General features: G+C 50.3%; 11 protein-coding genes. 9 read left to right on the plus strand and 2 right to left on the minus strand.

Annotated elements, in window-relative coordinates; all coding sequences use genetic code 11:
- Positions 1-18: 18 nt before the first annotated feature.
- The 3 genes from PGN_RS04840 to PGN_RS04850 are packed head-to-tail and all read left to right on the plus strand — an operon-like array spanning position 19 to position 4,056.
- Positions 19-1,320: an NCS2 family permease gene (locus PGN_RS04840; protein WP_012457955.1), complete on the plus strand. Its 1,302-nt coding sequence runs from the start codon at positions 19-21 to the stop codon at positions 1,318-1,320.
- 28 nt (positions 1,321-1,348) lie between these two features.
- Positions 1,349-2,173: a 4-(cytidine 5'-diphospho)-2-C-methyl-D-erythritol kinase gene (ispE, locus tag PGN_RS04845; RefSeq protein ID WP_012457956.1), complete on the plus strand. Its 825-nt coding sequence runs from the start codon at positions 1,349-1,351 to the stop codon at positions 2,171-2,173.
- Positions 2,152-4,056, plus strand: coding sequence for a YgiQ family radical SAM protein (locus PGN_RS04850; RefSeq protein ID WP_012457957.1), 1,905 nt, complete (start codon positions 2,152-2,154; stop codon positions 4,054-4,056). Before ispE ends, PGN_RS04850 begins: the two co-directional genes overlap by 22 nt.
- A 207-nt stretch (positions 4,057-4,263) precedes the next feature.
- Here PGN_RS04850 and PGN_RS04855 read toward each other — a convergent pair whose 3' ends face one another.
- Positions 4,264-6,423, minus strand: coding sequence for an elongation factor G (locus tag PGN_RS04855; RefSeq protein ID WP_004584164.1), 2,160 nt, complete (start codon positions 6,421-6,423; stop codon positions 4,264-4,266).
- A gap of 243 nt (positions 6,424-6,666) precedes the next feature.
- Positions 6,667-7,812, minus strand: a complete 1,146-nt coding sequence (holB, locus tag PGN_RS04860; protein ID WP_039417200.1) for a DNA polymerase III subunit delta' — start codon at positions 7,810-7,812, stop codon at positions 6,667-6,669.
- 465 nt (positions 7,813-8,277) lie between these two features.
- On the opposite strand from holB, the gene PGN_RS04865 reads away from it, so the two are divergent.
- The 6 genes from PGN_RS04865 to PGN_RS04890 all read left to right on the plus strand — a co-directional run bounded on the left by PGN_RS04865 (position 8,278) and on the right by PGN_RS04890 (position 12,835).
- Positions 8,278-8,919 (plus strand): HU family DNA-binding protein, encoded by a 642-nt coding sequence (locus PGN_RS04865; protein WP_039417201.1) that lies wholly within the window; start codon positions 8,278-8,280, stop codon positions 8,917-8,919.
- A 7-nt stretch (positions 8,920-8,926) separates the two neighbouring features.
- The gene (locus PGN_RS04870; protein WP_012457960.1) at positions 8,927-9,316 is read left to right on the plus strand and encodes a hypothetical protein; all 390 of its coding nucleotides are present in this window, start codon (positions 8,927-8,929) and stop codon (positions 9,314-9,316) included.
- A gap of 51 nt (positions 9,317-9,367) precedes the next feature.
- Positions 9,368-10,534 carry an ATP-binding protein gene (locus PGN_RS04875; RefSeq protein ID WP_012457961.1) on the plus strand — a complete coding sequence of 389 codons (1,167 nt, stop codon included), beginning with the start codon at positions 9,368-9,370 and terminating at the stop codon, positions 10,532-10,534.
- 89 nt (positions 10,535-10,623) lie between these two features.
- On the plus strand, positions 10,624-12,180 hold the full coding sequence (locus PGN_RS04880) for a PglZ domain-containing protein (protein WP_012457962.1): 1,557 nt from the start codon (positions 10,624-10,626) through the stop codon (positions 12,178-12,180).
- A gap of 11 nt (positions 12,181-12,191) precedes the next feature.
- Positions 12,192-12,608: a tRNA (adenosine(37)-N6)-threonylcarbamoyltransferase complex ATPase subunit type 1 TsaE gene (tsaE, locus tag PGN_RS04885; RefSeq protein ID WP_012457963.1), complete on the plus strand. Its 417-nt coding sequence runs from the start codon at positions 12,192-12,194 to the stop codon at positions 12,606-12,608.
- Positions 12,608-12,835, plus strand: a complete 228-nt coding sequence (locus PGN_RS04890; protein WP_012457964.1) for an immunity 17 family protein — start codon at positions 12,608-12,610, stop codon at positions 12,833-12,835. The genes tsaE and PGN_RS04890 overlap by 1 nt, the downstream gene beginning before the upstream one ends.
- Positions 12,836-12,861 lie beyond the last annotated feature (26 nt).

Raw genomic sequence — 12,861 nt, forward strand, 5'->3', positions numbered from 1 at the left:
GAAACTCTTCAGTAAAAAATGAAAACTTGGCAATCCATTCTCGGATTCAATCCCGAGAAGCACTCCGTCCGAACGGAGTTTATTGCAGGGGTGACCACTTTCCTGACCATGAGTTACATCTTGGCGGTCAACCCTGATATTCTTGCTGCAGCAGGGATGGACAAAGGAGCCGTATTCACGGCCACGGCACTTTCTTCGGCCGTGGCTACGCTGCTGATTGCATTTTTGGCCAAGCTGCCCTTCGCTCAAGCTCCGAGCATGGGGATCAACGCTTTCTTCGCCTTTACTCTGGTTCAAGGCATGGGCTACTCTTGGCAGACTGCACTGGCTGCCGTCTTTGTGGAGGGGATCGTCTTCATCCTGCTGACGACATTCAATATCCGTGAGAAGATCGTCGATTGCATTCCTTACAATCTGCGCTATGCTATCTCGGCCGGTATCGGCATGTTTATCGCTTTCATCGGACTGAAGAACGCCGGTATTATCGTATCCCATCCGGCTACATTGGTCGCTCTCGGGCCTTTCACTCCGATATTCTTGCTGGCCATCCTCGGTATCATCCTCAGCGCGGCACTGGTCGTGCGCAAGGTGCGAGGGGCTTTGTTCTACAGTATCGCCATTTGTACGATCGTCGGCATTCCGCTGGGAGTGACAACCATTCCCGAAGGATTTGCCCCTATCTCCTCTCCGCAGAGCCTGAGTCCCACTTTCCTGCAAATGGATTTCGCCCCTCTCCTTTCGTTCGATATGGCTATGACGATATTCGCTCTCGTCTTCATGGATATTTTCAATACGATCGGCACACTGATAGGAGCAGCTGCCAAGACTGAAATGATGGACGAAAAAGGGAATGTCAAGAATATCAAGCAGGCCATGATGGCCGATGCCATCGGTACAAGCCTCGGTGCCATACTGGGCACCTCCACGGTAACTACTTATGTGGAGAGCGGATCGGGCATTGCCGAAGGAGGACGAACGGGTTTGACGGCATTGGTTACGGGCAGCTTTTTCCTGTTGGCTCTTTTTCTGTCGCCCCTGTTTCTCCTTGTCCCGGGTGCAGCTACGACAGGTGCTCTTGTGATGGTAGGGGTATTTATGCTCGGATCCATTTCGATGATCGATTTGTCCGACCTGTCCGAGACTTTTCCCGTCTTCATCACACTGCTGACAATGGTACTCACCTACTCTATCGCAGAGGGAATGGCCTTGGGGATGTTGGCATTCGTCTTTGTCAAACTCTTGTCCGGACAATACCGCAGTATATCCCTACCTCTTTACATTCTGGCTGTTCTTTTCATCCTGCGTTATGCCTTTGCATGACGAATAATCGATCTCAAATAGTTGAGCCATGATCGTTTTTCCCAATGCAAAAATCAACCTCGGCTTGCAGGTTGTAGCCAAGCGAGCGGACGGCTACCACAACATCGAGACAGTCTTCTATCCGATCCCGCTGACCGATGCTTTGGAGATCGAAGTACGAGAGGATACTTGCGACCGTCTTTCCGTCCATGGCATTCCCATTGATGCTGCAACGGAGGACAATTTGGTCATGAAAGCGATCTTGGCTCTTCGCCGAAAATTTGATTTTCCCCCACTGACTATCGAGCTTATCAAGCACATTCCGTCAGGAGCAGGCTTGGGAGGAGGTTCTTCGAATGCGTCTTTCATGCTGAAGTTGGTGAGGGACTATTTCTCTCTACCGATCGATGACAAAGAATTGGCGGCAATAGCACTGACGATCGGTGCCGATTGTCCTTTTTTCGTAGGAAATCGGCCGGTATTGGCCACCGACCTTGGCCAAGTCTTTACTCCGCTACCCAATTTTTCTCTGTCCGGTCTCCATATCGCTATAGTAAAACCACCCATCCATATCAACACAGCAGCTGCATACAAAGGTCTCAAGCATGTGGGCAAACGAGAGACAATGCCGGATGAGATTGTTTACATGCCCGTAGATGAATGGAGAGGGAAATTGGTGAATGATTTCGAAGAAAGCCTTTTCCCTGAACATCCTCGACTTGCCGAACTAAAAGAAATGCTCTATCGGTCGGGGGCTTTGTACGCTGCAATGTCCGGTTCCGGATCTGCACTATTCGGTCTTTTCCGGGAAAAGCCTCAGCTCGATAAGGCTGCTATCACCGACTGCTTCCGATGGCAAAGCATCATCCCCTGACAGATTGGTTACCTACCTCCAAAAAAGAAATGGAGGCCAAAGGATGGGACGAAGTGGATGTCATTCTCTTTAGCGGAGATGCTTATGTGGATCACCCGTCCTTCGGAGCTGCCGTCGTAGGAAGAATTTTAGAAGCCGAAGGGCTTCGTGTGGCTATCGTTCCCCAACCGAACTGGCGCGACGATCTTCGGGACTTCCGCAAATTGGGACGTCCTCGCTTGTTTTTCGGAGTTTCGGCAGGAGCGATGGATTCGATGGTGAATAAATACACCGCCAATCGCCGTCTGCGCAGCGAAGACGCTTACACACCGGACAGACGTTCGGATATGCGTCCCGACTACCCAACCATCGTTTACACCCGCATACTGAAAGAGCTGTTTCCGGATGTACCGGTCATTGTCGGGGGGATCGAAGCTTCTCTCCGCCGGCTGACGCATTACGACTATTGGCAGGACAAATTGCTCCCCGGTATACTCTATCAATCAGGTGCCGACCTCCTGATCTACGGCATGGGAGAACTTCCTTTGCACGAGATAGCACAGCGATTGATAGCCGGCGAACCGTTCGACAGTTTGAAGAGCATTCGGCAGATAGCCTATCTTGTTCCAAAAGGAAAGACACCTGTGCCCTGCAAAAACGATCGGCATCTCTTCTCCCATGAAGAATGTTTGTCGGACAAACGCAAGCAGGCACAGAACTTCCGAGAGATAGAGATACAGAGCAATCGCTACGAGGCAGACCGCATACTCCAGGCCGTCGGAGATTCTACCATCGTGGTCAATCCCCCTTTTCCACCCATGAATACGGCACAAATAGATCAGTCATTCGACTTACCGTACACGCGCCTGCCTCATCCGCGTTATAAGGGGAAGATTATTTCAGCCTATGAGATGATCAAGCACTCGGTCAATGTTCATCGCGGCTGTTTCGGTGGTTGTGCCTTCTGTACCATTTCGGCCCATCAAGGGAAATTTATAGCCTCACGCAGCGAAGCGTCCGTACTCCGCGAAGTGAAAGAGATCACTGAAATGGAGGATTTCAAGGGGTACCTGAGCGATGTCGGAGGCCCTTCGGCCAATATGTACAAAATGCAGGGCTACGACCTCTCGATCTGCAAACGCTGCAAAAAGCCGAGTTGCATTCATCCGAATGTGTGCCCCAATCTGAACGCCGATCATCGTCCTCTGCTGGATTTATTGAGAAAGATCGACAAGAATCCCAAGATCAAGAAGAGCTTTATCGGCAGTGGTGTAAGAATGGATCTCCTCCTTCATAATTATAAAGACAAGGTACTGAAGAAAGCTGCGGACGAATATACGGAGGATCTCATCGTAAAGCATGTATCAGGACGTCTGAAAGTAGCTCCCGAACATAGCTCGGATCGCGTACTCAATCTGATGCGCAAGCCTCCTTTCCGGCAGTTCGCCGAATTCACCAAACGTTTCCAACGTATCAACGAAGCACATGGGCTGCGTCAGCAACTCATCCCTTATTTCATATCCAGCCACCCGGGCTGTACCGAAGAGGATATGGCCGAACTGGCGATACTGACAAAAAAGCTCGACTTCAAACTGGAACAGATACAGGACTTTACTCCTACACCTATGACTTTAGCGACGGAAATGTACTACACCGGCTACCATCCTTATACGCTTCAGCCTGTATATACAGCCATCAAGAAAGAAGAAAAGATGCGCCAGCACATGTTTTTCTTCTGGTACAAACGGGAAGAAGCCGACAAGATCCGTCGCGAGCTACACCGAATCGGACGACCGGATCTCATTGCCAAGCTGTTCGATCGCACTACTTCCTCTCGCAACGATCGCCATACTCCTCCGTCCACGCAACCTCGCAAAGGCAAAAGCAAAAGCCGCCATTCTTAGCGACAAGGATTACACTTAAAGTCGGAAAATCTTGACGAAAGGCGAAGGCCTTTTGAGTGGAAAAAGGTAGAGACGAGACGAAAGCAATCCTCAAATTTCCAATCAGAGAAAAGCAGCTTTTCTCGGGCTCACAACATGAGAAAGAGGCCGCGCCAACAGGTGGCGCGGCCTCTTTGCTTGGGTTGGTAATCGATCGAAGCGCAGAGACTATGCTTCGTCTTTGGTCTGCTCTTCGTATTCTTTCAGCAGACGCTCTTGTACATCGGCAGGAACCAATTCATAGGAAGCAAACTTCATCGTGAAAGATGCGCGTCCACCTGTAATAGAGCTGAGCGAAGTGGAATAGTTGGAAAGCTCTTTCAGAGGCACTTTCGCCAAAAGCTGCTCATAACCCTTGCGGCTGTTCATACCCATGATGATGGCACGACGTCCCTGCATATCGCTCATGACATCGCCCAAATAATCGGCAGGAACCGATACTTCCACATCATAGACAGGCTCCAGAATCTTCGGGCCGGCTTCTTTGAAAGCCGTGCTGAAAGCATTCCGACCGGCCAACATGAACGATACTTCGTTGCTGTCCACAGGGTGCATCTTACCATCGTAAACCACTACGCGCACATCGCGAGCATACGAACCGGTCAGCGGACCCTGCTCCATGCGCGACATAATGCCTTTCAGTATGGCAGGCATGAAACGCGTATCGATGGCACCACCCACTACGCTATTAACGAAGACGAGCTTACCGCCCCATTCCAATTCCACTACCTGCGTGTCGCGCGGAGTGATACGAAACTCCTGGCCGCCGAATTTGAACGATTCGGGTAGTGGTTTGTCGTCACTGTACGGCTCCACGATCAAGTGCACCTCACCAAACTGGCCGGCACCACCCGACTGCTTTTTGTGACGATAGTCCGCACGAGCAGCCTTTGTAATGGTCTCACGATAAGGGATACGAGGCTCTATATATTCTATCTCGATCTTTTCGTTATGTTCCAATCGCCATTTGAGCGTACGCAGGTGGAATTCCCCTTGTCCGCTGACAATGGTCTGACGCAGCTCTTTGCTCTGCTCCACGATCCATGTCGGATCCTCTTCGCGCATCTCATTCAGAGCCGCATTCATCTTTTCCGTATCGGATTCGTTGGCAGCCCTGATGGCACGACGGTACTTGGGTTCGGGGAATTTGACCAAGTCGAAACGATGCTCCACACCCTTTTCGTTCAGCGTATTGCCACGGCGTACCTCTTTGAGCTTCACTGTAGCTCCTATATCGCCGGCACACATCTGGTCCACCTTGATGCGTTGCTGTCCGGCCGGCACGAATATCTGACTGATGCGCTCCTTGGAGCCTCGGTCAGCATTGAGCAGATCTACTCCCTCGGTGAGGGTACCGCTCATTACTTTGAAATATGATACTTCACCAATATGCGGTTCTATCGTAGTCTTGAAGAAATGGATGCAAAGGGGAGCCGAAGCATCGGGTTTCACTTCCTCTCCGCTCACTGCCACAGGTGCCGGCAGTTTGTTCACGCCGGGAACCACGTTGCCGAGGAACTCCAGTGTACGGCGCACACACATATCCTTCTCCGCACTGACACAGAACACGGGGTACATACCCTGCGAGATCAGACCGGCACGGATACCATCGCGCATCTCCTCTTCAGAGAGACTTCCCTGATCGAAGAATTTTTCCATCAGGCTCTCATCGTTTTCGGCCGCAGCCTCCACCAAAGCCTGATGCATTTCTTTCGCTTTGTCTTGCTCCTCGGCCGGAATCTCCAGCACCTCGGGCACACCTCCTTCAGGTTTCCAGCGATACATTTTCATCTTCAGCACATCGACCACGGCATTGAACCCTGCTCCCGCATTTACGGGATACTGTACGGGCACTATCTTGGAGCCATATCGCTCCCGAAGCTGTGATACAGCAGAGTCGAAGTCGGCCTTGTCCTGATCCAACTGGTTGATGATGAAGATGGCGGGCTTGTGCAACTGCTCCACATAGCGGAATTGATTGATAAGCCCTACTTCCACGCCATACTGCGCATTCACTACTACGAGGGCACAGTCCGTGACGTTCAGAGCCGAGACGGTACCGCCGATAAAGTCGTCCGCTCCCGGGCAGTCGATGAAATTCAGCTTTTTATCCTGCCACTCTACAGAGAAAACCGTAGAGAATACAGAGTATCCATACTCCTTCTCTACGGGGAAATAGTCGCAGACCGTATTGCCTGCATCTATGCTTCCTCTACGTTTTATCACTCCACCCTCGAAGAGCATCGCCTCTGCAAGGGTGGTTTTTCCGGCGCCGGAGCTACCCAAAATGGAGATGTTTTTCACCTCATTTGTCTTGTACACTTTCATGGTGAAGTCGTTGTTATTAGTGTTTTTAACAATCCGGATTAGAATCGCCGCTTCGAGAGGCTGTACAAACCTCAGGAAGCGGTGCGAATCATCTTTGCCCGCAATGTAGAAATAATATCCGAAAAAAGCAATATACGCCTTGAACGGATGTGAAAAAGCGACAAAAATACAGTGAAATGGTGATGCGATCAGGGCGCACTCCCTCTATGTACAAGCCGTATAAAGGGGGAAAGACAGGGTTGCTTATTTAAGGCCTTTGGCGCGAAGGGCAGGGGCAAGAGCGGCCGTAAGGCGGAGGAGGAGATCGAAAAAAATCATCCGACCGTTTCCATTCTGACGAATATGACGGATAGCCAGCTCCACCTCCTCCATCACCGGTCGGATATTCTGTCCCGTAATGCCTCCGCTGAGCATATCGACGAAGGATTCTTCCTCGGGAGAGAGGTAGTTCAGCTTTGCAACCTCTACTCTACTTATATACAACTCGCGAAAGAGCCGCAAACAATAAGTAAGGAACCCGATCTGGCTGACGCGTCCGAGAGCGGCCAACTCATCTGCCACAGGACGCATCTTGGAGGGATCCCCCTTGATGATACTACCCATCATTCGCCCCATAAGCACAAAGTTGTCGCGATCAGCCCATTCGCCCCGATAGAGATCCATGGCTCGCCGATAGTTGCCCTCTGCCAAATGCGCTATGCGGATGATGTCTGCCGTATTTCCCTTATTGTTACGAGACAAGGCTTCCACTATTTCGATCTCGTGCAGCAAGCGCACGTTGATCAGCTGTGTACGGCTCCTGATCGTTCCCAACACCTTGTCCGGCTCGCTGCTGATCATAAAGAAGAGCGTATGCTCGGGCGGCTCCTCTATCAGCTTCAGCAGTTTGTTTGCCATGGCTTCGTTCATCCGCTCCGGTTGCCAAATCATCACCACACGATACGAGGCTTCATAGATGCGGAAGCTGAGTTTCTGCTCCACGGCTTCGGCTTCCTTGCTGTAGATGATGGGTTGGCTGTTGCCGGCTTTGATGTATTCGAGCCAGTCGGCAGGGGTAAAGTAGGATTCCGACCCGAGCATCTCGCGCCACTGACGGATGTAGTCATCGCTCGGTGTAGGCGAAGAGGACGCGTTTACGACAGGATAGACGAAAAACAGATCGGGGTGTGCCAGCGCATCGTATTTCAGACACGACGGACAATGACCACAAGCATCCGTATCGGTCGGCGTCTGACAGTTGAGATAGCGTGCGTAGGCCAAAGCCAAAGGGAAAGCCCCTCCCCCCTCTTCTCCGGCAAAGAGCTGTGCATGGGCTATCTGCCTCGTCTGAGCCGTTCGTCTCAGATAGGTTTTCAGGTCTTCAAGTCCGGCAACGTCGCGAAAATACATGGGTCGATGATTGTGTACTGATTGCCCTGCAAATATACGTAGAAGAGGAGACAAGGGAGTTTCCCTCCGCAGTTTTTTCGATTCATAAAGTTGTAGTCTGTCCATTCTCTTTGAATACTTGCGGCTACCCGTCTTGTTATTAAGCATAAAAGCAATTCGAATCAATCTTTATTACACATAACAATATAGTATTACATGGCTACTTTTTATTAGAATAACAATGGAGTACTATAAGAAACTCACTTGTGATTCTATGAAACTTCCTATGAGATTCTCCAGAATTTCAATTGAAATTTTGACAAAAAGTTCTATATTTGCAACTTAATCATTAGTACTTGAAGCTCTATTTCTCTTAAGTTTCGCCCTTATATCAGTGTAGAAAATTATCACCGCTATGGGGACTGAAGACAAACAGATGCTGACAAGTCCGTATCGAAAACAAAACAACCCTACCCTATTTCGCTTATGTCGATCCTGTATAATTTCCGCAAGATGCCGCCACGTCCCGACCAAAATGAACCCGAAGAGGCGGAAGGACGGTTATTTGCTCAAGCTATCATCCAACGGCAGTACACCACCGAGGACCTTTGTCGGGACATTTCGGACAGGTCGTCCTTCAGCTCCGGCGACATCACGGGACTGATGATAGCCATGGAGGAGTTGATATTCGAGTATCTGGCTTCGGGTTATAGCTTCCGGCTGGGCAATATCGGCACATTATCGGCCAAAGTAAAATCGCGCGGAGTAAGAGACAAAAAGGAAATCCGATCCGGTTCCGTCCAAGCCGTGGATATCAATTTCCGTTCCACACCGCAAGCCAAACGACGGATGCGCAGCATGAGTGTGAAACGCGGTCCGAGCTTCGGCCAATCCTGCCCCAAAGCAGACGAGGAAGAACGCTATCGCTTGGCGGCAGGGCACATCCGCCACAGAGGATATATTCGGATAGCCGAGTACAGCACACTATCCGGCCTGCTCAAACACAGTGCTACAAGGGAACTGAACCGCTGGGTACAAGAAGGTAAATTGGCGACACGCGGACTCTGCTCGCACAAGGTATACGTCCTGCCTGAACCCACATCGCAAAACAGTGAATCGATAGAATAGGCAAACAATGAACCGACGAAAGCAGCAAGAGCAGAGGCAGCCACCGGGAGAAAGGAGACCGAGTCGCAAGCGAATAGTCTGGGGAGCAATCGTCGTCCTCCTCAACTGCGTCCTCCTCTTTCGCTTGTGCAGTGCCGACAAAGAATCGGACAGCGGAGCGAAAGCGACGAAAGAGCAGTATTGGCTCAACTACGATCCCGATCGCCCTGTAACGGACATACTGAATTACGACTACGACAATCGCATGATCATCTATCGCGACACAGGCCGATTCTCCGACACCCCCTCTCCCACACCGGATGAAGGCGAGAAAAAAGCGGATCAAGACGATGAGCGCGAACCCCTCAATGACTACGAAGACTACTACGAAGAGCTGTACGACTACTTTCACGATTGAAGCCTTGCAAAACTGTACGTTTATTTTTAGCTTCGCGAAAACAACAAAACGATGATCCCACGAACGATAACCAATAAGCTTTCGGACATGAGCCGGAAGTACCCGATCGTAACTCTTACCGGCCCCCGACAGTCGGGCAAATCCACTCTTCTCAGGACAGTATTCTCAGACTATCGCTACGTTTCGCTCGAAGAGATGGATATGCGTCTGTTCGCCACAGAAGATCCCCGTGGATTCCTGTCTACCTACCCCGATCGTACGATCATCGACGAAGTGCAGCGCGTGCCCTCGCTTTTCTCCTATCTGCAGTCTCATGTGGACAAGGAGGACAGGGAAGGCATGTATCTTCTGGCCGGCTCACACAACTTCCTATTGATGGAAAACATCACACAGACGCTGGCCGGACGTACAGCCGTCCTCCGATTGCTACCCTTTGCACAAGATGAGATGCGTGCAGGCAATATCCTGCCCCATTCGACGGACGAGGTTATTTTCCGTGGTGCATATCCGAGGTTGTACGACAAGGGTATTGCACCTGTGGATTATTACCCGTATTATATCCAGACCTATGTCGAACGCGATGTCAGACAACTACGGAATATAGGCGAACTGAGCAAATTCGTTCTCTTCCTGAAACTTTGTGCCGGTCGGATAGGTCAGTTGCTCAGCCTCCAATCATTGGCCAACGAATGCGGTATATCGCAGACAACTGCCTCGGCATGGCTATCGCTCCTGGAAGCAAGCTATATAGCCTATCGCATCCAACCCGATCACAACAATTACACCAAGCGTTTGGTCAAGACCCCGAAACTATACTTTTACGATACGGGACTGGCTTGTTCCCTCTTGGGTATACAAACCGTAGAACAGCTTCCCACTCATTTCCTGCGGGGCGGTTTGTTCGAGAATCTTGTGATCAATGAGTTTGTAAAACACTCCTACAACAAGGGCGAACAGCCCAATCTGACCTTCTGGAGAGATACAGCCGGAAATGAAATCGATCTGATACAGACTATCGGATCAGACCAATACGCCTATGAGATTAAATCGGGAGCAACCTACTCGTCCGATTATTTCAAAGGCATGATCAAATGGGCGGAGCTGTCCGGTATCCCGGCCAATCGATGCTTTGCCATTTACAATGGCGAAGAACTCCTGAAGACCTCACTCGGTACCGTCGTTCCTTGGAGGAAAAACGAACATATCTTCGGCCGATAGGACACAGCAGCAGGAAAAGCATCATTCACCTGCAACATTAAACCTGCCGCTTCCGTTATACCCTATACTAAATAGAGAAGAACATAACTATGGAAAAAAACATGAGACCGTATACCGTACTATGGGCCGATGATGAGATCGACCTGCTCAAACCGCACATTCTATTTCTCGAACAGAAAGGGTATCAGGTAACACCCGTGCTTAGTGGAAACGATGCCATAGAAGCCTTGCAAAATAACGACTTCGACATCGTATTCCTCGATGAGAACATGCCCGGCATCGGCGGACTGGATGCTTTGCAGAAGATCAAAGAGCTGAAACCCTACACACCCGTCGTCATGATAACGAAAAGCGAAGAGGAGCATATCATGACACAAGCCATCGGGGGAAAGATAGCGGACTACCTCATCAAACCGGTGAATCCGAATCAGCTCCTCCTGTCGCTCAAAAAAAACCTGCAGCAGCACAGTATCATCAGCGAAACCACTAACACGAACTACCGGCAAGAGTTCGTCCAACTTGGCGCGCAGATGAGTGGTAAGCTCTCCTTCGAAGAATGGAAAGAACTGTACCGCCGGATCGTATTCTGGGAGATAGAACTGGAACAAGCCGACAGGCAGATGGGCGAACTCCTCGAAATGCAGAAACAGGAAGCCAACCGTCTCTTTGCCCGATTCGTCACACAAAACTATCGGGAATGGATTGCCAAGCCGGATACACGTCCGACGATGAGCCCGGATCTTTTCAAACAAAAGGTATTCCCCCTACTCGACAATGGCGAAAAGGTATTCTTCATCCTCATAGACAACTTTCGGCAGGACCAGTGGGAGAGCGTGAAATCCATGCTCAGCGAGTTTTACACCTTCGAAGAAGATATGTACCTGTCCATCCTGCCGACAGCGACCCAATATGCACGCAATGCCATCTTCTCCGGCCTGATGCCGCTGCAGATAGAAAAGATGTTTCCCGACCTCTGGGTGGACGAAGAGAGCGAAGAGGGTAAGAATCTCAACGAAGAGCCTATGATCCGGACGCTGATCGAACGCTACCGCAAGCACTACAGCTTCTCCTACAATAAGGTATATGAGACCAAGTTCGGCGAACGGCTGCTGGGACAAATCCGGTCACTGTCGCAGAACCAACTCAATGTGATAGTCCTGAACTTCGTGGACATGATGTCGCATGCTCGTACTGATAGCAAGATGATTCGAGAGCTGGCATCCAACGAAGCAGCCTATCGCTCGCTGACGAAAAGCTGGTTCAAGCATTCGACTACCTACAATCTCTTCCGCAGCATTGCCGAAATGGGTTATAAAGTGGTATTGACCACTGACCATGGTACTATTCAGGTGAAGAATCCCGTCAAAGTGATCGGGGACAGAAGTACCAATACCAACCTCAGATACAAAATAGGTAAGAACCTCGACTACAACCCGAAAGAAGTATTCGAGATCAAAGATCCTGCAAGTGTAGGGCTGCCCCATAACAACCTCTCGGACAAATTCATCTTCACGAAAGAGGATGACTTCTTCGCCTACCCGAATAACTACAACTACTACGTACAATACTATCGCAATACATTCCAGCACGGAGGCATATCGCTCGAAGAGATGCTTGTGCCCGTAATTACGATGCAACCCAAGTAAATACTTCATACATGAATACGATCACTATCGATAGCACGTCCGACCTCGGCCGCGCAGCACGCGACTTCATTGCGCTGATGGGCGACAATACCGTTTTTGCCTTTTATGCTCCGATGGGTACGGGCAAGACCACTTTCATCAAAGCCGTATGCGAGGAGCTGGGTGTCTCGGACGTTATCAATAGCCCCACCTTTTCGATTATCAACGAGTACCGCTCGGATCAGACGGGCGAACTGATCTATCACTTCGACTGCTACCGGCTCAACAAGATAGAAAACGCCCTGAATCTGGGTGTAGAAGACTATTTCGATAGCGGTAGTCTCTGCTTTATCGAATGGCCGGAGCTTCTGGAGCCGATACTCCCGAACGATACGGTTCATGTCCGAATCGAAGAGCTGGAAGACGGCAAGCGCAGGCTTACATTCTAATGCCTGCTCCGATGTCGTTCGTCATTCGGGACTTCTATCTCATCCTTTTTGCCATAGTCGGTCTGGTTTCGCTACTGACTGCTCTGCTCTGTCCGAATTGGCTACTGAGCAGCCGAGGCGCACGCATTTGGATCAATGCCTTCGGCAAGCGAGGCGCACGTATCTTCTATATAATAATAGGAGTGGCCTTGCTGAGTGCTGCGGCTTTCGGGCTGATCAAACTCTGAAAAGTGTCTTGCAGTAAAATCGTCAT

Origin of the sequence: Porphyromonas gingivalis ATCC 33277, from assembly GCF_000010505.1 — a bacterium.
GTDB classification, from domain to species: domain Bacteria; phylum Bacteroidota; class Bacteroidia; order Bacteroidales; family Porphyromonadaceae; genus Porphyromonas; species Porphyromonas gingivalis.

Bases quoted from the DNA above. Each gene is read 5' to 3' on its own strand.
- PGN_RS04840 (WP_012457955.1), top strand. From the start codon at position 19: ATGAAAACTTGGCAATCCATTCTCGGATTCAATCCCGAGAAGCACTCC.
- ispE (WP_012457956.1), top strand. From the start codon at position 1,349: ATGATCGTTTTTCCCAATGCAAAAATCAACCTCGGCTTGCAGGTTGTA.
- PGN_RS04850 (WP_012457957.1), top strand. From the start codon at position 2,152: ATGGCAAAGCATCATCCCCTGACAGATTGGTTACCTACCTCCAAAAAA.
- PGN_RS04855 (WP_004584164.1), bottom strand. From the start codon at position 6,423: ATGAAAGTGTACAAGACAAATGAGGTGAAAAACATCTCCATTTTGGGT.
- holB (WP_039417200.1), bottom strand. From the start codon at position 7,812: ATGTATTTTCGCGACGTTGCCGGACTTGAAGACCTGAAAACCTATCTG.
- PGN_RS04865 (WP_039417201.1), top strand. From the start codon at position 8,278: ATGTCGATCCTGTATAATTTCCGCAAGATGCCGCCACGTCCCGACCAA.
- PGN_RS04870 (WP_012457960.1), top strand. From the start codon at position 8,927: ATGAACCGACGAAAGCAGCAAGAGCAGAGGCAGCCACCGGGAGAAAGG.
- PGN_RS04875 (WP_012457961.1), top strand. From the start codon at position 9,368: ATGATCCCACGAACGATAACCAATAAGCTTTCGGACATGAGCCGGAAG.
- PGN_RS04880 (WP_012457962.1), top strand. From the start codon at position 10,624: ATGGAAAAAAACATGAGACCGTATACCGTACTATGGGCCGATGATGAG.
- tsaE (WP_012457963.1), top strand. From the start codon at position 12,192: ATGAATACGATCACTATCGATAGCACGTCCGACCTCGGCCGCGCAGCA.
- PGN_RS04890 (WP_012457964.1), top strand. From the start codon at position 12,608: ATGCCTGCTCCGATGTCGTTCGTCATTCGGGACTTCTATCTCATCCTT.